Origin of the sequence: Microbacterium sp. NPDC064584 (assembly GCF_040687315.1) — a bacterium.
GTDB classification, from domain to species: Bacteria; Actinomycetota; Actinomycetes; order Actinomycetales; family Microbacteriaceae; genus Microbacterium; species Microbacterium lacus.
In genome coordinates this window covers 558,995-583,271 of the sequence record NZ_JBFBMZ010000001.1, presented here as the reverse complement: position 1 = coordinate 583,271, position 24,277 = coordinate 558,995, and the positions used below count along the sequence as shown (strand labels likewise).

General features: G+C 70.8%; 23 protein-coding genes. 11 read left to right on the top strand and 12 right to left on the bottom strand.

What is annotated here, in order from left to right; translation table 11 throughout:
* Positions 1 to 62: 62 nt before the first annotated feature.
* Positions 63 to 1,340: an extracellular solute-binding protein gene (locus tag AB0P18_RS02800; protein ID WP_363358826.1), complete on the bottom strand. Its 1,278-nt coding sequence runs from the start codon at positions 1,338 to 1,340 to the stop codon at positions 63 to 65.
* A 329-nt stretch (positions 1,341 to 1,669) separates the two neighbouring features.
* Here AB0P18_RS02800 and purS point away from each other — a divergent pair, with 329 nt between their 5' ends.
* Together purS and purQ are read left to right on the top strand one after the other, a co-directional pair.
* Positions 1,670 to 1,918: a phosphoribosylformylglycinamidine synthase subunit PurS gene (gene purS / locus AB0P18_RS02795; protein ID WP_363358825.1), complete on the top strand. Its 249-nt coding sequence runs from the start codon at positions 1,670 to 1,672 to the stop codon at positions 1,916 to 1,918.
* Positions 1,915 to 2,622, top strand: coding sequence for a phosphoribosylformylglycinamidine synthase subunit PurQ (purQ, locus tag AB0P18_RS02790; protein ID WP_363358823.1), 708 nt, complete (start codon positions 1,915 to 1,917; stop codon positions 2,620 to 2,622). Before purS ends, purQ begins: the two co-directional genes overlap by 4 nt.
* A 158-nt stretch (positions 2,623 to 2,780) precedes the next feature.
* Here the strand turns inward: purQ and xdhC are convergent, their stop codons facing one another.
* From xdhC to AB0P18_RS02770, 4 genes are all read right to left on the bottom strand, one after another.
* Positions 2,781 to 3,605: a xanthine dehydrogenase accessory protein XdhC gene (xdhC, locus tag AB0P18_RS02785; RefSeq protein WP_363358821.1), complete on the bottom strand. Its 825-nt coding sequence runs from the start codon at positions 3,603 to 3,605 to the stop codon at positions 2,781 to 2,783.
* Between the two features lie 11 nt (positions 3,606 to 3,616).
* Positions 3,617 to 5,974 (bottom strand): xanthine dehydrogenase molybdopterin binding subunit, encoded by a 2,358-nt coding sequence (gene xdhB, locus AB0P18_RS02780; protein WP_363358819.1) that lies wholly within the window; start codon positions 5,972 to 5,974, stop codon positions 3,617 to 3,619.
* A complete protein-coding gene (locus AB0P18_RS02775; protein ID WP_363358817.1) occupies positions 5,971 to 7,464 on the bottom strand; it encodes an FAD binding domain-containing protein in 1,494 nt (497 codons plus the stop codon). The genes xdhB and AB0P18_RS02775 overlap by 4 nt, the downstream gene beginning before the upstream one ends.
* Positions 7,465 to 7,545: 81 nt before the next feature.
* Complete coding sequence (locus tag AB0P18_RS02770; protein WP_363358816.1) at positions 7,546 to 7,977, bottom strand: DUF1761 domain-containing protein; 432 nt, start codon at positions 7,975 to 7,977, stop codon at positions 7,546 to 7,548.
* A 111-nt stretch (positions 7,978 to 8,088) separates the two neighbouring features.
* Here AB0P18_RS02770 and AB0P18_RS02765 point away from each other — a divergent pair, with 111 nt between their 5' ends.
* Genes AB0P18_RS02765 through AB0P18_RS02740 form a run of 6 tightly spaced genes read left to right on the top strand, consistent with a single transcriptional unit; the run spans position 8,089 to position 13,285 of the window.
* A complete protein-coding gene (locus AB0P18_RS02765; protein ID WP_363358814.1) occupies positions 8,089 to 9,021 on the top strand; it encodes a 2-hydroxyacid dehydrogenase in 933 nt (310 codons plus the stop codon).
* Positions 9,022 to 9,054: 33 nt separating this feature from the next.
* A complete protein-coding gene (locus tag AB0P18_RS02760; protein WP_363358812.1) occupies positions 9,055 to 9,654 on the top strand; it encodes a nucleoside deaminase in 600 nt (199 codons plus the stop codon).
* Between the two features lie 30 nt (positions 9,655 to 9,684).
* The gene (locus tag AB0P18_RS02755) at positions 9,685 to 10,785 is read left to right on the top strand and encodes an ABC transporter substrate-binding protein (RefSeq protein WP_363358810.1); all 1,101 of its coding nucleotides are present in this window, start codon (positions 9,685 to 9,687) and stop codon (positions 10,783 to 10,785) included.
* Between the two features lie 6 nt (positions 10,786 to 10,791).
* On the top strand, positions 10,792 to 11,613 hold the full coding sequence (locus tag AB0P18_RS02750) for an ABC transporter ATP-binding protein (protein ID WP_363358808.1): 822 nt from the start codon (positions 10,792 to 10,794) through the stop codon (positions 11,611 to 11,613).
* Positions 11,613 to 12,419, top strand: coding sequence for an ABC transporter permease subunit (locus AB0P18_RS02745; protein WP_363358806.1), 807 nt, complete (start codon positions 11,613 to 11,615; stop codon positions 12,417 to 12,419). Before AB0P18_RS02750 ends, AB0P18_RS02745 begins: the two co-directional genes overlap by 1 nt.
* Positions 12,416 to 13,285, top strand: coding sequence for an ABC transporter permease subunit (locus tag AB0P18_RS02740; RefSeq protein ID WP_363358804.1), 870 nt, complete (start codon positions 12,416 to 12,418; stop codon positions 13,283 to 13,285). Before AB0P18_RS02745 ends, AB0P18_RS02740 begins: the two co-directional genes overlap by 4 nt.
* A 43-nt stretch (positions 13,286 to 13,328) precedes the next feature.
* Here the strand turns inward: AB0P18_RS02740 and AB0P18_RS02735 are convergent, their stop codons facing one another.
* The 7 genes from AB0P18_RS02735 to AB0P18_RS02705 form a co-directional block, all read right to left on the bottom strand.
* The gene (locus AB0P18_RS02735) at positions 13,329 to 14,624 is read right to left on the bottom strand and encodes an allantoate amidohydrolase (RefSeq protein WP_363358802.1); all 1,296 of its coding nucleotides are present in this window, start codon (positions 14,622 to 14,624) and stop codon (positions 13,329 to 13,331) included.
* Between the two features lie 5 nt (positions 14,625 to 14,629).
* Positions 14,630 to 15,862 carry an alanine--glyoxylate aminotransferase family protein gene (locus AB0P18_RS02730; RefSeq protein WP_363358800.1) on the bottom strand — a complete coding sequence of 411 codons (1,233 nt, stop codon included), beginning with the start codon at positions 15,860 to 15,862 and terminating at the stop codon, positions 14,630 to 14,632.
* 130 nt (positions 15,863 to 15,992) lie between these two features.
* Positions 15,993 to 17,573: an AtzH-like domain-containing protein gene (locus tag AB0P18_RS02725; RefSeq protein ID WP_363358798.1), complete on the bottom strand. Its 1,581-nt coding sequence runs from the start codon at positions 17,571 to 17,573 to the stop codon at positions 15,993 to 15,995.
* Positions 17,566 to 18,675 (bottom strand): acetamidase/formamidase family protein, encoded by a 1,110-nt coding sequence (locus AB0P18_RS02720; protein ID WP_363358796.1) that lies wholly within the window; start codon positions 18,673 to 18,675, stop codon positions 17,566 to 17,568. Before AB0P18_RS02720 ends, AB0P18_RS02725 begins: the two co-directional genes overlap by 8 nt.
* Positions 18,676 to 18,692: 17 nt before the next feature.
* Complete coding sequence (allB, locus tag AB0P18_RS02715) at positions 18,693 to 20,066, bottom strand: allantoinase AllB (protein ID WP_363358794.1); 1,374 nt, start codon at positions 20,064 to 20,066, stop codon at positions 18,693 to 18,695.
* Positions 20,067 to 20,184: 118 nt separating this feature from the next.
* Positions 20,185 to 20,898 (bottom strand): aspartate/glutamate racemase family protein, encoded by a 714-nt coding sequence (locus AB0P18_RS02710; RefSeq protein ID WP_363358792.1) that lies wholly within the window; start codon positions 20,896 to 20,898, stop codon positions 20,185 to 20,187.
* On the bottom strand, positions 20,895 to 22,553 hold the full coding sequence (locus AB0P18_RS02705) for an NCS1 family nucleobase:cation symporter-1 (RefSeq protein WP_363358790.1): 1,659 nt from the start codon (positions 22,551 to 22,553) through the stop codon (positions 20,895 to 20,897). The genes AB0P18_RS02710 and AB0P18_RS02705 overlap by 4 nt, the downstream gene beginning before the upstream one ends.
* 204 nt (positions 22,554 to 22,757) lie before the next feature.
* On the opposite strand from AB0P18_RS02705, the gene AB0P18_RS02700 reads away from it, so the two are divergent.
* Genes AB0P18_RS02700 through uraH form a run of 3 tightly spaced genes read left to right on the top strand, consistent with a single transcriptional unit; the run spans position 22,758 to position 24,276 of the window.
* Positions 22,758 to 23,387, top strand: a complete 630-nt coding sequence (locus AB0P18_RS02700; RefSeq protein ID WP_363358788.1) for an XRE family transcriptional regulator — start codon at positions 22,758 to 22,760, stop codon at positions 23,385 to 23,387.
* A gap of 47 nt (positions 23,388 to 23,434) precedes the next feature.
* On the top strand, positions 23,435 to 23,956 hold the full coding sequence (gene uraD, locus AB0P18_RS02695) for a 2-oxo-4-hydroxy-4-carboxy-5-ureidoimidazoline decarboxylase (protein WP_363358786.1): 522 nt from the start codon (positions 23,435 to 23,437) through the stop codon (positions 23,954 to 23,956).
* Positions 23,953 to 24,276: a hydroxyisourate hydrolase gene (gene uraH / locus AB0P18_RS02690; RefSeq protein WP_363358784.1), complete on the top strand. Its 324-nt coding sequence runs from the start codon at positions 23,953 to 23,955 to the stop codon at positions 24,274 to 24,276. The genes uraD and uraH overlap by 4 nt, the downstream gene beginning before the upstream one ends.
* Position 24,277 lies beyond the last annotated feature (1 nt).

Here is a 24,277-nt window from a genome sequence, read left to right as displayed (position 1 = left end):
CGTTGATCGGGGATGGTGGGGTGCGGGCCGCGCCACGCGAAGGCGCGGCCCGCAGTTTCAGATCATGAGAAGGCTTCGGCCTCGGCGACCCAGGTATTCCACGACGTCTTCGCGTCTTCAGAGCCGTCGAACACTCGGGTGACGGCGTTCTGCAGCGCGTCCTGGTACTTGAAGTAGTTCGCGCTCTTGTACGGAACGACGGTCACCGCCTCGGCGCGGTTGATACTGATCTGACCCGTCGGAGCCGAGTTGAAGTACGGGTTGACGAAGTCGGTCAGCTCAGGGTTCTCGTATGCGTCGAGCTGGCTCGGAAAGGTTCCCGCATTCGCGAACGCCTTGATCTGCTGCTCCGGTGCGGTAAGCCACGTGGCGAGCTCGATCGCGGCATCCACATGCGGCCCGTTTGCCGGAACGGTCAGATAGGAGCCGCCCCAGTTTCCCCCGCCGCCGGGGAAGACATCAGCGACCTGCCAGCCGGTCACCTCAGGGGCATTTCCCTCGATGACTCCGAGCATCCATGTCGGGCAGAGCATTGCGGCGAACTCGCCGTTCGCCATCGATGCGTTCCAGTCATCGGTCCACTGTGTGGGGTAGGCCGAGTTCGGGATGGCACGCTCGACGACGAGTTCATACGCTTCCTTGATGTCGGGGTTCTCGGTAGCGATGACGGTGCCGTCCGGCTTGTCGTAGGTGTATTCCATCTGATTGACGATTCCCTGCAGCACCGAGTTCGCGGAGTCGATCATCGGCTTACCGGTGGCCTCGCGGTATTGGTCTGCGACGTCCAGGAAGTGTTCCCAGTCCCCTTCGAACAGGGTCGCCACCTCGTCGGGGCTGCCCGGCATGCCGGCCGCCTGGAAGAGGTCCCCGCGATAGCAGATCGCCTGCGGACCGACATCGGCGCCGAAGCCGACGAGGCGTCCGTCTTTGTCGGTGGCCGCCTCCGCCTTCCAGTCGAGCCAGCGCCCCTCAAGGCTGTCGGGAACCTCGGCGAGCAGGTCGGAGTACTGCATCGCCTCGGGGAGCCAGTCGACCTCGACGCCCTCGATGTCGGCGAGACCCTGCTTGCCGAGCTTCTGGAAGTAGTTCGCGCGCGCGTCGTCCGACCCCGCCGCCTTGGTGTGCACGACCGTCACATTCGGGTGCTCCTTGGAGTACTCCGCGAGAAGCTCGTCGGTGTATCCCCAGTTGTTGAACGTCGCGACGGTGAGCGTGATCTCCTCGTCCGAGTCACCGGACGATGTGGAACCGCTGCCGCCGGCGCAGCCGGCGAGGACGATGGCCGAAGCGGAGAACGCGGCGACGGCCGCGGCGCTCCTGCGGAAGGAACGTGAGTTCACTGTCACTCCTTTGTGTTGTCAGGGTAGAGGTGTTGCTGTGGTGGTGCTGGTGGGTGTGCGAGCCGGGTGCTCGTTTCCCTCGGTGCCGTGGGAGCGTTCCCACCGGACGTGACACACGCTATGGGATCGCTCCCACGATGTCAAGGGAGCGCTCCCACGAGATTGTCACGGTTCGGTCACGGCCCGTGACAGGCGGCCGCTGAATCCGTGACGACCGCGGCCGTAGACTGGTCGGGCACGCCCGCCCGCGACATCCGGCGTTCGGCTTCTCGCTGCGCTCGTCGCTCCACGACCGATAGCCACGGCCTCCGGCCGCCAGGAGAGTTCACATGCCCACCATCGTCGTCGACGTCATGCCCAAAGCCGAACTGCTCGACCCGCAGGGCAAAGCCGTGTCGGGCGCCCTCGCCCGCCTCGGCGTGAGCGAGTTCAGCTCGGTTCGCATCGGCAAGCGCTTCGAGCTCACGGTCGACGGTGCGGTCGGCGAAGACGTGCTGGCCAAGGCCCGCGAGATCGCCGACGAGATCCTCTCGAACTCGGTGATCGAAGACGTCGTGGGCATCGAGGTCGTCGAGTGACCGCACGCATCGGGGTCATCACGTTTCCCGGTTCGCTCGATGACCGCGACGCGCAGCGGGCGATCCGCATCGCCGGCGCCGAGCCGGTGGAGCTTTGGCACGGCTCGCACGACCTCGAGGGCGTCGACGCCCTCGTCCTCCCCGGCGGGTTCAGCTACGGCGACTACCTGCGGGCCGGGGCGATCGCGGCGCTCGCGCCGATCATGGCCGAAGTGAAGACCGCTGCCGAGAAGGGGATGCCGATCCTCGGCATCTGCAACGGCTTCCAGATGCTCGTCGAGGCGCAGCTGCTGCCGGGCGGACTCATCCGCAACGCCCACCAGCAGTTCATCCGCCGCGATCAGCGCCTGCGCGTGGAGAACACGTCCACGGCGTGGACTTCGGACTTCACCGAGGGCCAGGAGATCGTGATCCCGCTCAAGAACGCCGACGGCGGGTACATCGCCGCGGAGTCCGAGCTCGACCGGCTCGAGGGCGAAGGCCTCGTCGCGTTCCGTTATCTCGGCGTGAACCCGAACGGGTCGCTGCGCGACATCGCCGGGCTCACGAACGCACGGGGCAACGTCGTGGGTCTCATGCCCCACCCCGAGCACGCCGTCGAGGAGGGCTTCGGCCCGAACACCCCCGCCGCCATGCGCTCGGGGGTGGACGGCGTGCCGTTCTTCACCTCCGCGATCGCGGCGGTCGTCGGCGCCGCCGCCTGAGCCGCGGCATCCGCTCTCCGACAACCCCGCGAGACTGCATCGGGACGCCGAGACTATGGGGAATCCCCTACGTCTCGGCGTCCCGATGCAGTCTCGCGGTCAGAGAGCAGTCGCCTGAGGCGGGGCGGTCGGGGGCGCGGGCGTCCGGGGCGCGGGCGTCAGGGGCGCGGGGCGGTCTCGATGAGCTGCAGGATGCGGGCGGCCACGCTCACCGCGATCGAGGCGGGGGCCTTGCCCTCCACTTCGGGGATGCCGATGGGCGTCGTCACACGCGCGAGCGCGGCATCCGCATGCCCGAGCTCGCCCAGCTTCACGCGGAACCGCGCCCACTTCGAGCGGGAGCCGATCAGCCCGATCGAGCCGAGGTCTTCGCGCCGCAGCGACTGATCGGTGATCGCGAGGTCTTCGCCGTGATCGTGCGTCATGATCAGCACGTGCGCACCGGGCGGCAGGTCGGCGAGCGCGGCTTCGGGCACGGGAGCGTGGCGCAGCGACACCGTCGCGACCGCGTCGGCGAACAGTCCGCTCGACCCCGGAACACCCACCCGATCGGGATGCAGCATCTCGGGTCGCGCATCGATCAGGTGCAGCTCGACCTGCTGGCGGGCGAGGATGCGGGCGAGCTCGAGCCCCACATGGCCCACCCCGAAGATCGCGACCGACGGGATGACCCGCACCGGTTCGAGCAGCATCGTCACTTCTCCTCCGCAGCACTGCACACCGTAATCGGTCACGGCCTTGTCGCTCAGAGCGAGCGTGAGCAGCCGGGGTTCGTCGTCGCCGCGCGCGAGCATCTCTCGTGCCGCCTCGACCGCGGTGGCCTCGAGGTTGCCGCCTCCCACCGAGCCGAACAGCCGCCCCGGCGAGACGACGAGCTTCGCTCCGCCGTTGCGCGGCGCATGGCCCCGCACGCTCGCGAGGGTCACGAGCACAGCGGGTGTGCGCGCATCGCGCAGCCGCCGCAGCTCGTCGACCCAGTCCACTGCCGGCCGCTCTAGCGTGCGCCGCCGGCGGGCACGGCGACATCGGCCGCCTCACGCACCGCCTGGATGGCCCAGAACACCGCCTCCGGGGTCGCGGGCGAGGCGAGCACGACGGAGCGACCCGGGTCGCCGAACGCGCCGACGGCTTCGCGCAGCGCCTCGCGGGCGCTGAAGGCCAGCATGAGCGGGGGTTCCCCCACGGCCTTCGACCCGTAGATGGCGCCGTCCTCGCGCGCGTCGGCGAAGAAGCGGACGGTGAACTGCTCGGGCATCTCCGAGAAGCTCGGCAGCTTGTACGTGCTCGCCGAGGTCGTCAGCAGCCGCCCGCGGCCGGGGCCGTCGGTCGCGTCCCACCGCAGCTCCTCGAGGGTGAGCCAGCCCAAGCCCTGCACGTAGCCGCCCTCGATCTGTCCCAGGTCGATCTGCGGCGACAGGGAGTCGCCGACGTCGTGCACGATGTCGACGCGACGGATCCGGTACTCGCCCGTGAAGCCGTCCACCTCGACCTCGGTGGCGGCGGCGCCGTAGGAGAAGTACTTGAAGGGCGACCCCTGCATGCGCTCGGCATCCCAGTGGAGACCTTCGGTGCGGTAGTAGCCGGCGGCGAACATCTGCACCCGCGCGAGGTAGGAGGCCGCGACGACGTCGTCGAACGACACCGATCGATCGAGACCGGGCGCGGTCACCAAGCCGCCGGAGAACACCACGTCGGCCGGGTCGACCCCGAGCACGCCGGCGGCGACCGGCGCCATGCCGTTGCGGATCTGCTCGCACGCGTTCTTGACGGCGGCGCCGTTGAGGTCGGCGCCCGACGACGCGGCGGTCGCTGAGGTGTTCGGCACCTTGTCGGTGCGCGTCGGCGCGAGCCGCACCCGCGAGTACGGAACCCCCAGCGCGGTCGCGGCGACCTGCAGCATCTTGGTGTGCAGGCCCTGGCCCATCTCGGTGCCGCCGTGGTTGACGAGCACCGATCCGTCCTTGTACACCTGCACGAGCGCACCGGCCTGGTTGAACGCGGTGAAGTTGAACGAGATGCCGAACTTCACCGGAGTCATCGCGATCGCACGCTTCACGTGCTCGTGCGCGGCGTTGAACGCGGCGATCTCCGCCCGGCGGGCGTCGATGTCGGCCTCGTCGCGCACTCGGTCCCAGATCGCGGGCATGCGCTCGGCATCCTTCACGACCTGCCCGTAGGGCGTGAGCTGCCCGGGAGCATAGAAGTTCGCGCGGCGCAGCTCGACGGGATCGATGCCCAGGAGAGGAGCCGCCCGCCCCAGGATGTCTTCGATCACGAACACGCCCTGCGGGCCGCCGAACCCGCGGAAAGCGGTGTTGGAGGTCTTGTGGGTCTTCGCGACCCGGCCCACGAGGTGCACGTCCGGAATCCAGTACGCGTTGTCGACGTGGCAGAGCGCCCGGCTCAGCACCGGCTCCGACAGGTCGAGGCACCAGCCGCCGTCGGCGGTGAGGGTCGCCTCGAGCCCGGCGAGGCGCCCGTCTTCGGCGAAGCCCGCCCGCCACGCGATGTGGAACGGATGCCGCTTGCCGGTCATCGTGATGTCTTGCGTGCGGTTGAGCCGCACGCGCACCGGGCGGCCGGTGAGGCCGGCCCCGAGGGCGGCGATCGCCGCCAGACCGTGGGGCTGCATCTCCTTGCCGCCGAACGCCCCGCCCATGCGCAGCGCCTGCACCGTCACGCGATGAGACGGGATGCCGAGCACATGCGCGACGATCTCCTGGGTCTCGCTCGGGTGCTGCGTCGAAGACTCGACGAACACCTGGCCCTCCGAATCGACGTGCGCGAGCGACGCGTGGGTCTCGAGGTAGAAGTGCTCCTGCCCGCCGAACTCGGTCACCCCCTCGAGCACGAACGCCGCCTCAGACAGCGCCGCGGCCGCGTCTCCGCGCGCGACGGTGCGCGTCGCGCCCTGATACGACCCCGCGGCGATCGCCTCGTCGACCGTGATGAGGCTCGGCAGCGGCTCGTAGTCGACCGTCACCGCTGCGGCACCGCGCCGGGCGGCCTCGGGCGTCTCGCCGAGCACCCAGGCCAGCGCATGCCCGTGGTACATCGCCTCGGTCGGGAAGAGCGGCTCGTCGTGCTTGACCCCCGCATCGTTCACACCCGGGACATCGGCGGCGGTGAGCACGCGGACGACTCCCGGCACCCGGTGGGCCCCCGTGACATCGAGCACGACCCGGGCGTGCGCCGACGTGGACTGCACGGGCCACGCGGTCAGCACGCCCGCGGTGCGGCCGGCGAGGTCGTCGGTGTACATCGCGAGCCCGGTCGCGTGCAGCGCCGCGCTCTCGTGCGCGGCGGCCAGGCCGACGACCGGCTCCGCGGGACGATCGGCGAGCCCGCTCACGCTGCGGCTCCGTCGTCCGCGTGCGGGCGCCGCGCGTAGAGCTTGCGCAGCGCGTTGCCGAGCATGAGCGCGCGGTACTCCGCGCTCGCGCGGTGGTCGGACATCGGCGTGCCCTCCCCGCCGAGCACGGCCGCCGCGGCGCGGATCGTGTCGAGGCTCCAGGCCCGGCCGACGAGCGCCTGCTCGGTCTCGCGTGCGCGCACGGGCGTGGCCGCGACCCCGCCCAGGCCGATCCGCGCATCGGTCACGACCCCGTCGCGGATGCCGAGGGCGAACGCGACCGCGACGCTCGAGATGTCGTCGAACCGGCGCTTGGAGATCTTGTGGAAGGCGGTGACCCCCGCGAGCGGGAGCGGGATGCGGACCGCGCGGATCACTTCGTCGGGGCGGCGGACGCTCCGGCGGTAGCCCGTGAAGTACTCCTCGAGCGGAACGACCCGCTCGCCGCTCGACGAGACGAGCACGACGCGGGCGCCGAGGGCCAGCAGGGCGGGGCTCGCGTCGCCGATCGGCGACCCCGTGCCGAGGTTGCCCCCGATCGTGGCGCGGTTGCGGATGAGCGGTGAGGCGAACTGAGGTGCCAGCTGGTCGAGCAGCGGCACGCGCCCCGCGAGCAGGCGCTCGACCTCGGCGATCGTCAGCGCCGCGCCGATCTCGATCTCGTCGTCTCCGAACGCGAGGTCGCGCAGTTCGGGAAGCCGCTCGATCGCGATCACGAGCGGCGTTCGCGCCGCGCGCAGGTTCACGTCCACACCCCAGTCGGTCGCACCGGCGACGAGCTGCGCGTCCGGCGCCTCGCCCAGCAGATCGAGCACGTCCGAAAGTGCGGCGGGGCGCACGAACCGGGCGCCGTCGATCGTGACGTCGGTGGCGACCGGGTCGGGCGCCGGATGCCGCCGCCGCGCGCCGAGCGGATCGCCGGGGTCCGGCATCCCGAGCGCGTATGCCGCGTCACGGAGGGGACGGTAGCCGGTGCACCGGCAGAGGTTGCCGCTGAGCGCGTGCAGGTCGAAGCCGTTCGGGCCGTGGTGCGCGTGCGGGTCGTCGATCGCTTCGGGGGCGTCGGGGTCGTCGGTCGCCGCGTCGGAGGGCGTGCGGTCGGCGCGGTAGAACTCTGCGGCCATGCTGCACGCGAATCCGGGAGTGCAGTAGCCGCACTGCGACCCGCCGCCTTCAGCGAGGCCGCGCTGCACGGGGTGCAGGTCGTCGGGGGTGCCGAGGCCCTCCGCGGTGACGACCTCCTGCCCGACCAGGGCGTAGGCGGGCACGAGGCAGGAGTTGACCGAGGTCCACGCGGTGCCGCCGTCGGCGGTCGGCGTGGCCAGAAGCACCGCGCACGCGCCGCACTCGCCTTCGGCGCACCCCTCCTTGCCACCGGGCAGGCCGGTTGCGCGCAACCAGTCGAGGGCGTTCGTGTGCACCGCGACGCCGGCGAGCGAGCGCGGTGTGCCGTTGACCGTCAGGGCGGTGTCACCGAGAGGATGCTCCACCTTCGCGATTGTACGTGCGGGATGTTTCCGTCGGTCGCACCCGGGCGGCAGCCGGTCGGCTCCCCGCGGCGCGAGGAGTGCTCAGACCGTGCCCGCGGGCGGCCAGAGTCCGATGATGAGCGCCATGACCAGCACCGTGACGACCTCGTGGGCGATGTTCATGAGCGTGAGCGACGACGGTCGTCCCTCGAACGCGTCGTGCGTGATGAAGCGCGCCGCCGTGAACCCGGCCCAGAGCGCGACGGCCGTCGCGATCGCCGAGATCAGAAAGCCGCCGCCGTAGAAGTGCCATGCGATCGCCGTCGCCCCCGCGAGCACCCACGCGGTGATGAAGCTCACGAGCACCGTCACCACGATCGGGACGACGGCGGTGGCCCCCGGCCGGTCCATGTCGACGTGGGCGAGCTTGGCCCAGCGGGTGCCAAACACCTTCGGGGAGTACCAGATCGAGCCGACGACCATGCTCGACGCGGTGGCGATCAGCACCGCCCAGTAGTTGATCTCGGGAACCATGTCTCCTCCTCGGATGCGCCGCGCGCCGGCGTGCCGCGCGCTGGCCCGACAGTAGCGCCCGCGAAGGGGGCCCGCCACCCTGCCGGGCGGGGCCTCACGTAGCGTGGATGCATGACCTCCGGCATCCCGAACATCGTCGTGTCCGTTCCGACCGAAGAGCTCGCCGACGCGCTGCGGCCGCATCCGGCGGGGGCCGAGGTGCTCGTGTGGGACATGACCTCTCCGGCTCCGCGCGAGCAGATCGACCTGGTCGTGCCGCCGTACATGTCGATGGCGAAGGTCATGCCGCGCGTCGCCGAGGTGCGCACCCGGCTCGTGCAGAGCCAGTCGATCGGGTACGAGGGCATCGAAGAGCAGCTGCCGCCCGGAAAGGTGTTCGCGAACGTCTCGTCCGTGCACGAGGCCTCGACCGCGGAGCTCGCGGTCGGGCTCACGCTCGCGGCGCAGCGGCGTCTGCCGACGTACGTGCGCGCGCAGGACGAGGGACGGTGGGCGCCGGAATTCTCCGAGAGCCTCGCCGACCGGCGCGTTCTGCTCCTCGGCTACGGCGGTGTCGGCAAGGCCGTCGCCGCGCGGCTCGCTCCGTTCGAAGTGGAGCTCACGGTCGTCGCGTCGCGCGCCCGGTTCGAAGACGGGATGCCGGTGCACGGCGTCGAGCGGCTGCTCGAGCTGCTGCCCGACGCCGAGATCGTGATCGTCACGCTGCCGGGCGGTGACGCGACCCGCGGCATCCTCAGGGCCGAGGCGCTCTCGGCCCTGCCCGACGGCGCGCTGGTGGTGAACGTCGGCCGCGGCCCGCTGATCGACACCGACGCACTCGTTTCCGAGCTTCAGCGCGGACGCCTGCGGGCCGCCCTGGATGTCACCGACCCCGAGCCGCTGCCTTCCGACCACCCGCTCTGGTCGGCACCCGGCGCACTGATCGTGCCGCACATCGGCGGAGCGTCGAGCGCGATGAAGCCCCGCACCGTGAGACTCATCCGCACGCAGATCGAGCGGATGCTGGCGGGCGAGCCCCCGCTGAACGTCGTCCACGAGAGCTGACGCGGTCACGGCATCATCGGATAGCGTCGCGGCATGTCGCCTCACCTCGACATCGACGGGCTGTCGGCCGACGACGTGCCGCACCTCGAGCACGCCATCCGCCTCGCGTTCGCGGCTCGCGAGCGCGGCGACCATCCGTTCGGGGCGATCCTGGTGACCCCCGACGGCCGCGTCGTGGAGGGCCTGAACTCCGTCGAGACCGACCGTGACCCGACAGGTCATGCCGAGACGAATCTAGTGCGCACGGCGGCGCGGGCGCTTCCTCCCGACGTCGTCGCCGCCTCGACGCTGTACACGAGCACCGAGCCGTGTGCGATGTGCTCGGGCGCGATCTACTGGGCGGTCATCCCGCGTGTGGTCTACGCGCTCGGCTCCGACGAGCTCGACCGCATCGTGCACGACAACGACGGCGAGCAGGAGCTCGCCCTGCCGTCCCGAGAGGTCTTCGCGCGGGGGGACGCCCGACATCGGTCGTGGGCCCGGTGCCGCTCCCCGGCGCCGCCGACGTGCACGCCGAATTCTGGGACCGCCGAAGCTCCTGAGTCGGCGGGGGCGGCATCCGTCGGCACGCGTCACACCCTCGAAACACGGCGATCTACGCCGCGAAACCTGCGCGCCCTAGCGTCTGTCTGATCACACTGCATCAGAAGGGATGCCAACCCGATGGCAACACACAGCACACTCCCGCGGCGCGTCGGCGCGATCGCCGCTGCGGTTCTCGCTTCCGCCCTCGTCCTCGCCGGCTGCGCATCCGGCGGAAGCGCCCCGGCGGCATCCGGCGGGAGCGCCGAGGCGGCGTCGTTCGGCGACATCAGCGTGCAGTACTCCTGGATCAAGAACGAGGAGTTCGCGGGCGAGTTCTACGCCTACGAGAACGGCTACTACGACGAGGCGGGCTTCGGTGAGGTCACCGGCATCGCCGGCCCCGACACCGGCGTCGCCAAGCTGCTGTCCGGAACCGTGCAGTTCGCGCTGAGCGATGCCGCATCGGTCGGCGCGGCGATCGCCGAGCAGGACGCTCCGCTGAAGATCGTCGGCGCGACGTTCCAGAAGAACCCGTTCACGATCCTCTCGCTCGCAGACGGCGGCGACATCGCCACGCCCGAAGACCTCATCGGCAAGAAGATCGGCGTGCAGGACTCCAACGCGTCGGTGTTCGCGGCGCTGCTGGCCGCGAACGACATCGACCCGAGCGAGCTCGAGATCGTGCCGGTCGACTTCGACCCGACGCCGCTCATCAACGGCGAGGTCGACGGCTTCATGGCCTACCTCACCAACGAGGCGATCACGGTCGAGATGGCGGGCTACCCCGTCACGAACCTCGCCTACGCCGAGAACGGCCTGCCGTACGTCGCCGAGACCTTCACGGTCACCGATCAGTACCTCGCCGAGAACCGCGACCTCATCAAGGCGTTCCTGACGGCCGAGATCAAGGGCTGGACCGACACGTTCACCGAGTCGATCGATGACACCGTCGCTCTCGTCACGAAGTACTACAACGAGTCGGCCGCCGCAGGAGACCTGACGTTCGGCGAACTCGACCCCGCGAAGGTCGCCGCCGGCATCGAGGCGCAGGCCCTGCTGATCTCGACGGAGGAGACCGAGGCGAACGGCCTGTTCACGATCTCCGACGAGCTCAAGGAGCAGACGCTCGCCTCGCTCGCCGCCTCAGGCTGGGAGATCACCGCCGACGAGCTGTTCGACACCTCGATCATCGATGAGATCTACGCCGAGAACCCCGATCTCATGGACTACCTGCCCTAAGGGATCATGACGATCGCGACCGACACGGATGCCGGTGCCCAGACGGGCACCGGCATCCAGATCTCCGGAGTATCCAAGTCCTTCGCGCTGCGCGGAGGAAAGTCCCTGCTCGCGCTGCAGGACACCGATCTGCACACCGACAAGGGGTCGTTCCTCGCTCTTCTCGGCCCGTCGGGATGCGGCAAGTCGACCATCCTCCGCATTCTGGCGGCGCTCGAGCACCCCAGCACCGGCACGGCGCTGGTCGACGGCGAGTCACCCGACCAGATGCGGGCCGCGAGCGAGCTCGGCATCGCCTTCCAAGACCATGCGCTGCTGCCGTGGCGGAGTGTGCGCAAGAACATCGAGCTCCCGTTCGAAGTGGCAGGAAAGCCCGTCGACAAGGACTACGTCGACGAGCTCATCGCGCTCGTCGGGCTCAAGGACTTCGCCTCCGCGAAGCCGGCCCAGCTCTCGGGGGGGATGCGGCAGCGCGCGTCCATCGCGCGCGCACTCGTGCTCAAGCCCTCGGTGCTCCTCCTCGACGAGCCGTTCGGCGCGCTCGATGACATGACGCGCCAGAACCTCAACCTCGAGCTCCTGCGCATCTGGACCGAGAAGCCCGCGACGACGCTGCTCGTGACGCACGGCATCAGCGAGGCGATCTTCCTCGCCGACCGGGTCGCGGTGATGTCGCCGCGCCCCGGTCGTGTGAAGGAGATCATCGAGATCGACCTCCCGCGCCCCCGGACGCCCGAGATGATGCGCACACCCGAGTTCCACGCGTACGTCGATCGCGCGTCCGAGCTGCTGTTCGGCTCCGACGGCCGCGCCGAAGCGGAGGCGTGATGCGCACCGCTCGCATGCCGGCCTGGCTCGCCGGTATCGTCGGCGGCGTCTCGCTCATCGCGCTGTGGTGGATTCTGGCGCTCGTCGCGTTCCGCCCGCAGGAGGGGACGACCTTCACTCCGGTGCCGACACCGTGGGCGGTCTTCGAGTGGCTCTTCGTCGACGGCAACATCGCGGGGGCCTGGAGCGTCTTCCAGCCCACGATCACCGCCGCCGCGATCGGCTATGTCTGGGGCAACGGCATCGCGCTGGTGCTCGCCGCCTTCGTCCTGGTCTTCCCCAAGACCGAGACCGTCATCACGCAGGTCGCCGTCGTGAGCTACTGCCTGCCGATCGTCGCGATCGGCGGCATCTCGGTCGTCGTGCTCGGCGGCGCGAAGAGCCCGGGCGATCCGTCGGCGACGGCGATCTTCCTGGCGGCGCTCGTGTGCGTCTTCACGACCGTCGTCGGCGCGATCCTCGGGTTCAAGTCGGCCGACAAGTCCTCGCTCGACGTCGTCCGCGTCTTCGGCGGCAACTCGTGGACGCAGCTGCGCAAAGTGCGGCTCATCGCCGCGCTGCCGGCGATCCTCAACGCCCTGCAGATCGCGGTGCCCACCGCGTTCCTCGGGGCGGTGCTCGGCGAATACCTCGGCGCGATCACCGCGGGCGTCGGGCCCACCCTCATCCGGCTGCAGGGTCAGCTCGATGCGGCCGGAGTCTGGTCGGTGTTCCTGCTGTGCGCGGTCTTCGCGCTCGTCGCGTACGGGCTGGTGGGCCTCCTCGTGCGCTTCGTGACGCCCTGGGTCTCGGGGGCCGCGCGATGACCCAGACCGCTCAGCTCGTCCTCACCGCCGACCCCGCCGCCCAGGCGCAGCTGAAGGCCGACCGCCGGCGCGCGATGCTGCGCACCCTCGGGCGGTCGCTCGGCAACGCCGGAATCACGTTCGCGGTCGTCCTGCTGCTCTGGCAGGCGATCGTCAGCTTCTCAGGGATCTCCCCCTTCGTCGCCAAAGGCCCGCTCGATGTCTTCGCCTTCCTCTTCACCGATGAGGACGCCGCGGAGAACCGGGCTCAGATGGCGCCCCTCGTCGTGCAGACACTCGTCGACTCGTCGATCGGGTTCGTGTTCGGCATGATCACGGCCATGGTCCTCGCGATCGTCTTCAGCCTGTCGAAGGCGGTCGAGGCGGGCGTGATGCCGCTCGTGCTGCTCCTGCGCACGATTCCGCTCGTCTCGATCGCGCCCGTGATCATCCTGGTGACCGGGCGCGGGACCGTCGCCTCGGTCGCCGTGATCGGCACGATCGTCGTGCTCTTCCCCGCGCTCGCCAGCATCCTGTTCGGACTCAGCCGAGCGAGCAGGCAGAGCATCGACGTGATCCACGTGTTCGGCGGCGGGCGCCTCACGGCGCTGCGGAAGGTCAGCATCCCCGGAGCCGGTCCGTCACTGTTCGCCGCGGCCCGCGTCTCGGTGCCGGGAGCGGTCACCGGTGCCCTGCTCGCCGAGTGGCTCTCGACCGGTCAGGGCATCGGCGGGGCGATCCTGAAGTTCAACGCCCAGGCCCAGTTCACCCAGCTGTGGACCGCGATCGCGCTCATCACCCTCATCACGCTGCTGCTGTACAACATCGTGCAGATCGTGGAGAACATCGTGCTGGTGCGCATGGGCATGGCGCCGTCGCAGCGCTGACGCCCCGGCATCCGCTCCACCGGCCGCGTCGTCTGCCGCGGGGTCAGCGGGGCTCGGATGAGAGGTGCAGCACCGATTCGGCGAGGGCGCGGATGCCGAGCGCGACGTCCCCGGCGCTGACCGACTCCTCGGGATGATGGCTGATGCCGTCCGGGTTGCGCAGGAACAGCATCCCCACGTCTGTGATCGCGCCGATCGCCATCGCGTCGTGCCCGGCACGGCTGAAGATCGTCGCAGGCTCGTCGGCGCCGTCGGGGAGGGTCGCGAGGATCCCCTCGCGCACGACGTCGCGCAGGAGCGGCGCGCACATGACGGCGGGCGCGTTGTGGATCTCACGGGCGTGCCACCGCAAGCCGCGGCGCCCCGAGATCGCGTCGAGCTCGCCGCTGATCGCGCGCCACACCTCGTCGCGGGACGCGTCGAACTCACCCCGCAGATCCAGGCTCAGGTGCGCCTCGCCGGGCACGATGTTCACCGCGCCGGGGAAGGCCTCGAGCTGGCCGACCGTCCCGATGATGTGGTGCTCGCCGCGGCAGATGCGCTCGATCGCGAGCGCGACCTCGCTCGCTCCGAGAAGCGCATCGCGGCGCATGTCGTACGGCGTGCCCCCGGCGTGCCGCGCCTCGCCCTCGATCACGAGCTGGAACCGGCGGGCACTCGCGATCGAGGACACGACCGCGAGCGACTCCCCGCGGCGGTCCAGCTCCGGTCCCTGCTCGATGTGCGCTTCGAGGTAGCCGACGAGCTCCTCCGGCCGGCGGGCCGCTTCACCGATGCGACCGGGGTCGAGGCCGAACTCGCGGAACGCCTCGCGGAGGGTCGTGCCGTCGGCATCCGCCAGCGCCCACCAGGCCTCGTCCCATGTGCCGGCGACCGCCGAGGATCCTAGCAGGGCCTTGCCGAATCGGGTGCCCTCCTCGTCCGAGAAGGCGATCACCTCCAGAGCGGCGGCCCCGGGCGCCCTCCACCCGTCGCCGTTCGGCACCCGCAGCAGCCGGACGACCTCGAGCGCCATGAGGACGCCGACGATCCCGTCGAACGCGCCGGCATCGGGCACGGTGTCCAGGTGCGATCCGAGCAGGATCGCCGGGGCGGCGGCGTCGGATGCCGCCAGCCGGGCGGTCTGATTGCCCGCGGCATCCTGCCTCGTCACCATGCCCACTTCGCGCATCCACTCCGCCGCGAGGCGATTGACGCGTGCGTGCTCGGGCGAGAGGTAGACGCGTTCGATCGCCCCCGGTGTCGCCGAGACGCGTGCGAGCTCGTCGCAGCGCGCCATCACGCGGCGTGCGGCGACCGCAACGGCGTCCGGCGAGAGCTCGGGAAGTCGGGTGCGCATGGAGGTCAGCGACCCGCCGACGCGTATATGCCCTGCGCGGCATCCACTCCGCCGTTCGCGGCGACCGACGCGCCGAAGCGGCGCAGCACCGTCTCGAGAGCGGCGAGCGTCTGCAGCACGGCGTCGGTCCGGGCGTTGTACCCCATCGTTCCGATGCGCCAGACGCGTCCGTGCAGCGGACCGAACGACGTGCCGATCTCGATGCCGAAGTCCGTCAGCATCGCGGTGCGGGCGGCGTCCCCCGGCACCCCCTCGGGGATCTCGACGGCGACGACGTTCGTCATCTTGTGCGCGAGGTCGCCGAAGACGGTGAGCCCGAGGCCCTGCACGCCGGCGAGCATGGCAGCGCCGTGCAGGCGGTGGCGCGCGATCACCTCGTCACGGCCTTCGAGCAGCAGCAGGCGGGCGCACTCGCGCGCGCCGTACAGCATCGACGTCGCCTCGGTGTGGTGGTTCAGGCGGCGGGGACCCCAGTAGTCCAGGATCATGCCGAGGTCGAAGTAGTTCGAGCGGATGAAGTCCGCCGCATCCTCGTCGCCCTCCTCGCGAATGCCGGCCTCGATCTTCTTGCGCGATCGGATGAGCTCCACCGCACGTTCGGACAGCGTGATCGGCGCCGAGCCCGACGGGCCGCCGAGGCACTTCTGCAGTCCCGCGGTGGCGGCATCCAGCCCCCACGCGTCGGCCTCGAACGGGTTGCCGCCGAGGGAGGCCGTGGCGTCGGAGTAGAAGAGGACACCGTGCTTCGCGCACAGCGCGCCGACCTCGTCGAGCGGCTGGAGCATCGTGGTCGACGTGTCGCCCTGGACCAGACCGAGCAACTGAGGCTTGACGGCCAGGATCGCCTGTTCGATCGCGGAGACGGGGAAGACCTGCCCCCACGGCACCTCGATCGTGTGCACCTCGGCCATCGCGCGCTCGGCGATCTCGGCGAGGAGGTGACCGAAGCGGCCGAACACCGGGACGAGCACGCGGTCGCCGGGACGGATGAGCGAGATCATCGCGGCTTCGATGCCGGCGCGCGAGGTGCCGTCGATCAGGACCGTGGCGTCGTTCGAGGTGCCCCAGACCCGCCGGTAGAGCTCTTGCGTCTCGGTCATCGTCGCCGTCATGAACGGGTCGTACTGCCCGACGAGCGCGGCGGACATCGCGGTGAGCACGGACGGATAGGCCGAGATCGGCCCGGGTCCCATGAGCAGGCGCGCGGGCGGGGCGATGGGGCCGGGGATCTCGTTCATGCGGCTTCCTGAGTTCGGGGGTTCGCGGTGGGGGGCTGGGAGACGGCGAGTGCACGGCTTCGCGCCGAGCGCACGACCTGCGCGCGCGATGAATCCGTGCGCTGGACGCGAAGCCGTGCACTCGGCGGGGTCATGCGCGCACCGCCTGGGCGAGGCGCCGCGCCAGGCGCACGAGGGCGACATCGGTGCCCGAGCGCGAGGTCACGCAGACCCCCACCGGACCGCCGGGCACGCGCAGCAGCGGTGCCGACAGCGACGGGAGGCCTGCGACCGCGGCGGGCGTGGTCATCCGCAGGGTCGCGGTGCGCACGACGTCGATGCGGTCGCCTGCGGCGGTCCGCAGAGGGGCCGGGCCGGGAACGGTCGGCATGAGCAGCACGGCGTCCGCGACGGCCGACTGCATCCGCGCGGCGAGCGTCTCGAGGGCGCGGCGGGCGTCCGCCTCCTCGGCCGCGGTGACGGCGGATGCCGCGCGGAAGCGCTCGGCGACGGCGGGTCCGAGCGCGCCCGGATTCGCTGTGACCCACTCACCGTTGTTGCGCCACGCCTCCGCGCCTTGCACCGTGCGGAACGGGACGAGGTACTGGTCGAGATCGCCGATCGAGACGGTGTCGACGGGGGCGGCATCCGTCACCGCGAGCCGGTCGAGCAGGGCCTCGAACGCCCCGCGGGTCTCGGGCGCGGCCGCGTCGAGCACTTCGACGGGAACGACGAACCGCCACGGGAGGTCGTCGTCGGACTCGCCGTACACGTTCTCGGTCGAGGCGGACGAGTCGTAGCTCAGGCACCAGTCCGCGACCCGCTGCAGGGTCTCTCCGTCGCGCGTGAGCCAGCCGATCGTGTCGAAGGACTGCGCGAGCGGCAGGAGACCCTGGCGGGGCACGAGCCCGTGGCTCGTGCGCAGGCCCCAGAGCCCCTGGTAGGACGCCGGCACGCGCACCGATCCCGCGGTGTCGGTCGCGAGGCCGATCTCGGCCTGACCGGTGGCGACGGCGGATGCCGGACCGCTCGAGGATCCGCCCGGCAGCGCCCCCGGCACCGCGCCGTTGGGCGGGGTGCTGTAGTGCGGGTTGTCGCCGGCGATGCTGTAGGCGAACTCGTCCGTGCGCGCGATGCCGCGCAGGGATGCGCCGGCGCGGAGGAGATCGGTGACGGCGGCGGCGGTCGAGGTCTCGGGGCGGGCGTCCTCGAGGAACGCCGGATTGCCGGCGCCGATGCGATAGCCGCTGATCGCGAACAGGTCCTTCACCGCGACCGTGAGACCGGCGAGCGGCCCCTCCCACGCGCCTTGGAAGAGCGGATCGCCGACCGTCCGCCACACCGACCGGTCGAACGCCTGCGCGCGCGGGGTCACGTGGGCGGCGGTGATGAGCCACCGGCCGCCGCGGCGCTCCCACACCTGGGTCTGCAGGCCCGTGCCGCCGCCGGTGAAGCGCGAGACGGAGACCACAAGCGCGGCATCCGCGCTGAACGGGCGGTACTCGATGCGCTCGATCACCCGCGCGGGCACGCCGCCGCGGGTGCCGCGGAACGCGCTGATCGCGTCGTGTCCGATCAGGAGGCCCGCGGCATCCCCCCGCATGGTGTCGGGTCCGGGCGCGAAGGCGGCGTCGAGCGCGTCGAGGTCGTTCGCCATGATGGCGCTCTCGTACGCCGTGAAGGCCGCGAGCAGGTCGGCGGGCACGGCCTCGGCGCCGATCGGCTCACCCATGGCCGCGTCCCCGCGCCCGGTCGACCTCCGCGAAGTCCGCTTCGCGGATCCGCGCGTGCACACCGCACACGATGTCGACCACCTGCGAGATGTCGAAGTCCGTCGCGGCGCTCAGGTACGCGTAGGCGAGGTGCTCCTGCACGCCCCACCGTGCTTCGATCAGGGTCAGCGCGGAGCGCACGCACGCCCGCATCGCCTCGTTCAGGTCGGGATCCAGGCCCGTCGGCACGAGGTACTCCGGGGTGCGCACGAGGGGTCCGCGAAGCTCGCCGAACTCGGCGAGCGCTTCGGCGCGGGGGATCACATCGAAGCGCAGGGTCGCCCGCAGCGACGCCTCGAGCGCGGTGAGAGCGACCTCGCCGTCGCCCTGCGCGAAGTGCGGGTCGCCGACGTAGGCGAGCGCCCCGGTGACCTGCACCGGCAGGTACAGCGCCGTGCCCTCCACGAGCAGGTTGATGTCGATGTTGCCGCCGTGCGACCCCGGGGGCACGGAGTGCGGACGCTCCGAGCCGCTCACGGCGACCCCCATCGTCCCGAGGAACGGCGCGAGCGGGAACGACACCACGCGCTCCCCGTCGTCGACGATCGGCAGAAGGCCGACGAGCGCGCCGTCGCGCTCGTGGACCGGCGTGAACACGCTGACGTGGTAGTCCCCGCGGGGCAGCTCGCCCACCAGCGCGCCCTTGCCGTGCCGGTTCGAGATCACCCCGTACGGCACACGCGGCGACAGCTTCTCGACCGTGATCCGCAGCACGTCCCCCGGCTCGGCGCCTTCGACGAGGATCGGCCCGGTCACGACGTGCGGTCCGTCCGCGGCGGGATCGCGCGACAGGGTCGAGGCGATCGCGATCGCGTCCTCCAGCACGGCGTCCGGGGCGACGCCCTGGCCGGTGAAGTACCCGAGCGGGTCCTTGCCGTGGTCCTCGAGGATGCCCTCGTGACTGACGGTGTCGATCGTGACGCTCTCGCCCGATCGGATGCCGAGCACGGCGGCATCCGTCTCGCACGGCAGCCGCCCCCACAGCACCGTCTCCGGCGTCGCGCGCAGGTAGTGATCGCCCGGGATCTCGCCGACACCCGGCTGCAGGATCTGGATCGGCATGCCCCCATCCAACTGCATCACCCGGCCGTGCGAGTCAGGAGCCGCCCGCGCGGCATCCCGCGGAAGCGCGGCGCTTCGCCGGCGCCGCCCTCGGTCACGTTGAACACGGACTTCCCGTGCAGCCAGGTGCGCCGCACGCGGCCGTGCAGCACGCGGTTCTCGTACGCCGTGATCGGGTTCTTGTGCAGGAGCTGCGCCGCCTGGATCGGGTAGGTGTCGTCGAGGCCGAACACCGTCAGGTGCGCGGGGGCACCCCGCGCGATCACGCCGGCGGCCAGCCCCGCGACGGCGGCCGGACCGGTGGTGAACAGGGGCAGGATCGCTTCGAGCGGGATGCCGCGTCCCCGCGCCTCGGTCCACACCGCCGACAGCCCCACCTGCAGCCCCGCGATCCCGCCCCACGCGAGACCGAAGTCACCACCGCCGGAGCGCTTGAGGTCGACCGTGGAGGGCGAGTGATCACTCACGATCGCGTCGATCGTGCCGTCCACGATGCCGTCCCACAGCAGGTCGCGGTTCGCAGAGCCGCGGATCGGCGGGCAGCACTTGAACTCGCTCGCTCCGTCCGGGATCTCCTCCGCGGTGATCGTCAGGTAGTGCGGGCACGTCTCGACGGTCAGCGCCACACCGTCCGCCTTGGCCGCACGGATCGCGGGGAGCGATCCGGCGTCGCTCAGGTGCAGGATGTGCGCGCGGGCGCCGGTGCGCCGGGCGGCGGCGATCACGGCGTCGATCGCGGAGGCTTCGCTCGCCGCGGGGCGGGACGCGAGGAACGCGTCGTAGTCCCGCCCGAGGGCGCCGTCGGCGGCCAGGAGGTCGGGGTCCTCCGCGTGCACGATGAGCCGCGATCCGATCGCGGCGATCTCCTCCATCGCGGCATCCAGCTGCGCCCGGTCCAGGTGGGGGAACTCGTCCACCCCGGACGGCGACAGGAAGCACTTGAACCCGTAGACGCCGGCATCGTGCAGCGGGCCCAGCGAACCCAGGTTGCCCGGCACCGCGCCGCCCCAGAAGCCGACGTCGATGTACGCCGACGGCTCGGCGGCGGCGCGCTTGATCGCGAGCGCGTCCGGAGTCGTGGTGGGCGGCAGCGAGTTCAGCGGCATGTCGACGATCGTGGTGACCCCGCCCGCCGCGGCGGCCAGCGTGGCCGAGCGGAAGCCCTCCCATTCGGTGCGCCCGGGTTCGTTCACGTGCACGTGCGAGTCGACGAGGCCGGGGAGCAGCACGGCGTCGTCGGGGACGAGCACCGTCTTCGCCCCGGAGACCTTCGTGCGCACGTCGGCGACGTCGACGATCCGTCGCCGCTGGACCACGACCGCCGCGGGGATGAACGCCCCGTCGACGAACGCGCGCTGCGCCCGGAAGACCGTGGTCCCGCTGTCGCTCATCGAATCCCTCTCGTCGATCGGATGCTGCTCCCCAGCCTCTCGCACACGTGTTTCGCCGCGGTGAACTCCGGCGGCGCCCCGCCGAGCCGATGCTTCCCTCGTCCGCGGCGGAAGCGGGTCACACCGCGACCGCCGCGCGCGGCGGCGGCGCGTACTCGTCGCGCTTGCTCGTGCCCACGCGCATGCGTGCCATGCCCGAAGCGAGACCGACCGCGGCGGCCACGCCGTCCACGACCGGAACCCCGACCCGGTCGGCGAGGCGGTCGCACAGGTCGGCCATGCCGGCGCAGCCGAGCACGACGACGTCCGCGCCGTCCTCCTGCACGACGCGCTCGCACCACCCCGCGAGCGCGTCGAACGCGGGGCCACTCACGTCCTCCAGATCCAGGACCGGGATGCCGCTCCCGTACGCCGCGACGCACGCTCGGTCGAAGCCGTACCGGTGCAGCAGATCCTGGGCCCGGCCGAGGGTGCGCGAGAGCGTCGTGACGATACCGAACGAGCGCCCGGAGATCGCCGCGACGTGCATCGCCGCCTCCGCGATGCCGATGACCGGGACGTCCACGAGCTCGCGCGCGGCATCCAGCCCGGGATCCCCGAAGCACGCGATCACGTACGCGTCGCTGCCGCCGTCGAGCTGATCGCGGCGGATCAGGTCGATCACCGCGACCGCGGCGAACGCCTCGTCGAGGTGGCTCTCGATCGCGGCGGGGCCGTCGTCCGGGCACACCGCGGAGATTTCCACCCCGGGCCCCGCCACCCCCCGGGCGGCGGCCGCGATCTTCGCGGTCATCGCCCGGGAGGTGTTCGGGTTGATCAGGGTGATCTTCACGCGGTGGCGTCCTTCACGACCGGAACCTCCGCGGAGATGACCGGCGGCTCGGCGTCGGCGGTCGCGGCGGCGCCGTCGATCGTCCCGTCGGAGATGCCGTCGGTCTCACCCGCGAACGAGGGGACGCGCGGGTCGAGCTTCTCGAACAGCACGAACAATCCGTAGCCCAGACCGCAGCCGATGAACCACGTGAAGTTGCCGATCCACGAGATGTCGAACCCGCCGAGGTCGGCGATCATCTTCGGCAGGATCGCGATCGCGATCGTCGGGATGCCGGCCCACAGCAGCGCCTTGATGCCGTTCGGGTTGTAGCCCTTGCGGTACCAGTACGCGCCCTTCTCGGACATCGTGAACATCTCGTCGGTCTTGATGCGCTGGCGGGCGGCGATGTAGTAGCCGGCGATCAGGATGCCGAACAGCGGGCCGATGAGGGCGGCGAGCACGCCGAGCGAGTAGTGGATCGCCGTGGGGTTGGAGTACCAGTTCCACGGCAGGAGGAACACGGAGCCGACCGCGGCGATCATGCCGCCCATGCGCCACGAGATCTTGTTCGGAGCGACGTTGGAGAAGTCGAACGCCGGCGAGATGAAGTTCGCGACGATGTTGATGCCGACGGTGGCGGTGACGAACGTGAGGCCGCCGAGGAGGATCGCGAACGGGGTGTCGATGCGCTCGACCGTGTGGATGGGGTCGGTGATGAGCTCGCCGAACACCGGGATCGTCGCGGAGGCCGTGATGACGGTGAGCAGCGAGAAGAACAGGAAGTTGACCGGCAGGCCCCAGAAGTTGCCCTTCTTCACCGCGCTGAAGCTGCGGCCGTAGCGGGCGAAGTCGCCGAAGTTGAGCATCGGACCGGAGAAGTAGGAGACCACGATGCCGATCGCCATGAACATCAGCCCGATCGAGCCCCAGAATCCGACGTCCGGCAGGTTCGGGTCGGACAGGTCGAAGTCGATGTTCTCCCAGCCCGCCTGCGAGACGAGGTAGACCGCGAGGATGATCATCACGACGTAGACCGCCGGACCCGCCCAGTCGATGAAGCGGCGGATGACCTCCATGCCGTTCCAGAACAGGGCGACCTGGGCCACCCAGAGGATCCCGTACGAGATCCAGCCGAGGGCGGACAGCCCCAGGAAGCTGTACTCCAGCAGCTGGGCGCTCGCCGGGATGAACTTCAGGAAGATGATGTTGAGCGACTGCGCGGCGAGGAACGTCTGCACGCCGTACCAGGCGATCGCGATGATGCCGCGGATGATCGCGGGGATGTTCGCGCCCTTGATGCCGAAGATCGCGCGGTTCACGACCGGGTAGGGCACGCCGGTCTTCTGGCTGGGCTTGGCGACCAGGTTCGTGAAGACCTGGACGATGATGATGCCGACCAGGAGCGCGACGAGCACCTGCCAGGCCGCGATGCCGAGGGCGAACAGCGAACCGGCGGTCACGTACCCGCCGACGGAGTGCACGTCCGACATCCAGAACGCGAAGATGTTGTACCAGGACCATTTCTGCTTGCGCAGCGGCGCGAGGTCCTCGTTCGCGAGTCGGACGTCGTACTCGGGCTTCATGTTGCCCGAGCCCACCGGGTGCCCGGCGGCTTCGATGATGTCCTGCGGCTTGGTCAGGGGTGCGCCCGGAGGCGCGGCGATCTCGATCATGGGGGTGGAACCTTCCAGGTGAGGAGCGGATGCCCGGAACGGGCGGAGCGAGCTGCGACGTGGAGTCCGCGGCCTGGTGGTACGTAGATGTGAAGTTATTGCTTCACATCGCTCCAGAGGTTTCCCTTCTGTAACAGCCGTGTGAAGTTAGGACTTCACACGGCTGTTCCCGGGGCGAGCGGGCGCGGCGGTTAGGATGCCGTCATGTCGGATACCGTCCTCACCCCCGCCGGTGAGGGCGCGGCATCCGTCGATTCGCCGCCCGACGTGGGCGCACGCCTGCGCGACCTGCGCGAGCAGCAGGGCATGTCGGCCCGCTCCCTCGCGAAGAAGCTCGGGATCTCGCCGAGCGCGGTGTCGCAGATCGAGCGGGGCGTGCTCCAGCCGAGCGTGTCGCGGCTCATCGCGATCACCGATGCACTCAGCATCCCGCTCGCCTCCGTGTTCGACGCGCGCTCCGACGTCGTCGCCGACGTCGAGGCGACCGCCGGGGGCTTCGCGCTGCAGCGCGCTGCGCACGCGTCGAGCGTCGTCCTCGAGAGCGGCGTGACGTTCCGGCGCCTCTCGCCCGGGCGGACCCCGGGCGTGGACTACTTCGAGTCGATCTACCCGCCCGGCGCGAGCGCGCACGGCGAGGACGACCTGTTCCGTCACGACGGCTACGAGGTCGGCACGATGATCTCGGGCGAGCTCACGATCGACTTCGACGAGGAGCGGGTGATCCTGCGGCCGGGCGACGCGATCAGCTTCCCGTGCTCGCGCCCGCACCGCATCCACAACACCGGCGGTACGGACGCGGTCGCGCAGTGGCTCATCGTGCACGCCGAGCGCTGATCCACGGTCGTAATCACGGCGAAACGCGCGCGGGCTAGCGTGGCTGCATGCTGCTCGACGAGTTCAACCGTGCGGATCCGGATGCCGCGGCATCGGTCGTGCGCGTCTGGGCGGCCGTGCCGCACTGGGTCGACGCGGTCGTGGCCGGACGCCCGTACCGGTCCGTCGACGCGCTGACCGCGTACGCCGCCGACCTCGCGGACGAGTGGTCGGTGACCGATCTGGACACCGCCCTCGCGTCGCACCCGCGCATCGGCCAGCGCCCGGTCGGGCCGGGTGCCGAGGCCGCGGCATCCCGTCGCGAGCAGGCGTCGATGGCGGATGCCGCCGCCTCCGTCGCGGACGCGATCGCCGCCGGCAACACCGCGTACGAGCAGCGCTTCGGCCGGGTCTTCCTGATCCGCGCCGCCGGGCTGACGCCCGAGCAGATCCTCGCGGAGCTGCGCCGGAGGCTCCAGGGCGACGAGGCGTCGGAGGCCGCCGAAGCACTCGGGCAGCTCGCCGAGATCGCGCTGCTGCGGCTGCGCTCCTCCGTGACCGACGACCTGAGCGAGAGGATCGTCCCATGACCCATCTCACGACGCACGTGCTGGATGCCGCCACCGGGCAGCCCGCCGTGGGCATCGAGGTCGAGCTCGCCGACCCGCACGGCCTCCCGGTGGACGCAGGGGTCACCGACGCCGACGGCCGCGCCGCGATCGGCCCCGACGTGCTGACGCCGGGCGACTACACGCTCGCCTTCCGCACCGGCATCTACTTCGCGGCGCGCGACGTGGAGACCTTCTATCCGCTCGTGACCGTGACCTTCACGGTCGACGACTCGGGCCGCCACCTGCACGTCCCGCTGCTGCTGAGTCCGTTCGCGTATTCGACGTATCGAGGGAGCTGAG

Coding starts and splice junctions, on each gene's coding strand:
- purS (WP_363358825.1), top strand. CDS start 1,670: ATGCCCACCATCGTCGTCGACGTCATGCCCAAAGCCGAACTGCTCGAC.
- allB (WP_363358794.1), bottom strand. CDS start 20,066: ATGAGCGACAGCGGGACCACGGTCTTCCGGGCGCAGCGCGCGTTCGTC.
- AB0P18_RS02765 (WP_363358814.1), top strand. CDS start 8,089: ATGACCTCCGGCATCCCGAACATCGTCGTGTCCGTTCCGACCGAAGAG.
- uraD (WP_363358786.1), top strand. CDS start 23,435: ATGCTGCTCGACGAGTTCAACCGTGCGGATCCGGATGCCGCGGCATCG.
- AB0P18_RS02720 (WP_363358796.1), bottom strand. CDS start 18,675: ATGCCGATCCAGATCCTGCAGCCGGGTGTCGGCGAGATCCCGGGCGAT.
- AB0P18_RS02745 (WP_363358806.1), top strand. CDS start 11,613: ATGCGCACCGCTCGCATGCCGGCCTGGCTCGCCGGTATCGTCGGCGGC.
- AB0P18_RS02730 (WP_363358800.1), bottom strand. CDS start 15,862: ATGAACGAGATCCCCGGCCCCATCGCCCCGCCCGCGCGCCTGCTCATG.
- AB0P18_RS02735 (WP_363358802.1), bottom strand. CDS start 14,624: ATGCGCACCCGACTTCCCGAGCTCTCGCCGGACGCCGTTGCGGTCGCC.
- AB0P18_RS02700 (WP_363358788.1), top strand. CDS start 22,758: ATGTCGGATACCGTCCTCACCCCCGCCGGTGAGGGCGCGGCATCCGTC.
- AB0P18_RS02770 (WP_363358816.1), bottom strand. CDS start 7,977: ATGGTTCCCGAGATCAACTACTGGGCGGTGCTGATCGCCACCGCGTCG.
- AB0P18_RS02755 (WP_363358810.1), top strand. CDS start 9,685: ATGGCAACACACAGCACACTCCCGCGGCGCGTCGGCGCGATCGCCGCT.
- AB0P18_RS02750 (WP_363358808.1), top strand. CDS start 10,792: ATGACGATCGCGACCGACACGGATGCCGGTGCCCAGACGGGCACCGGC.
- AB0P18_RS02705 (WP_363358790.1), bottom strand. CDS start 22,553: ATGATCGAGATCGCCGCGCCTCCGGGCGCACCCCTGACCAAGCCGCAG.
- AB0P18_RS02725 (WP_363358798.1), bottom strand. CDS start 17,573: ATGGGTGAGCCGATCGGCGCCGAGGCCGTGCCCGCCGACCTGCTCGCG.
- uraH (WP_363358784.1), top strand. CDS start 23,953: ATGACCCATCTCACGACGCACGTGCTGGATGCCGCCACCGGGCAGCCC.
- AB0P18_RS02740 (WP_363358804.1), top strand. CDS start 12,416: ATGACCCAGACCGCTCAGCTCGTCCTCACCGCCGACCCCGCCGCCCAG.
- AB0P18_RS02760 (WP_363358812.1), top strand. CDS start 9,055: ATGTCGCCTCACCTCGACATCGACGGGCTGTCGGCCGACGACGTGCCG.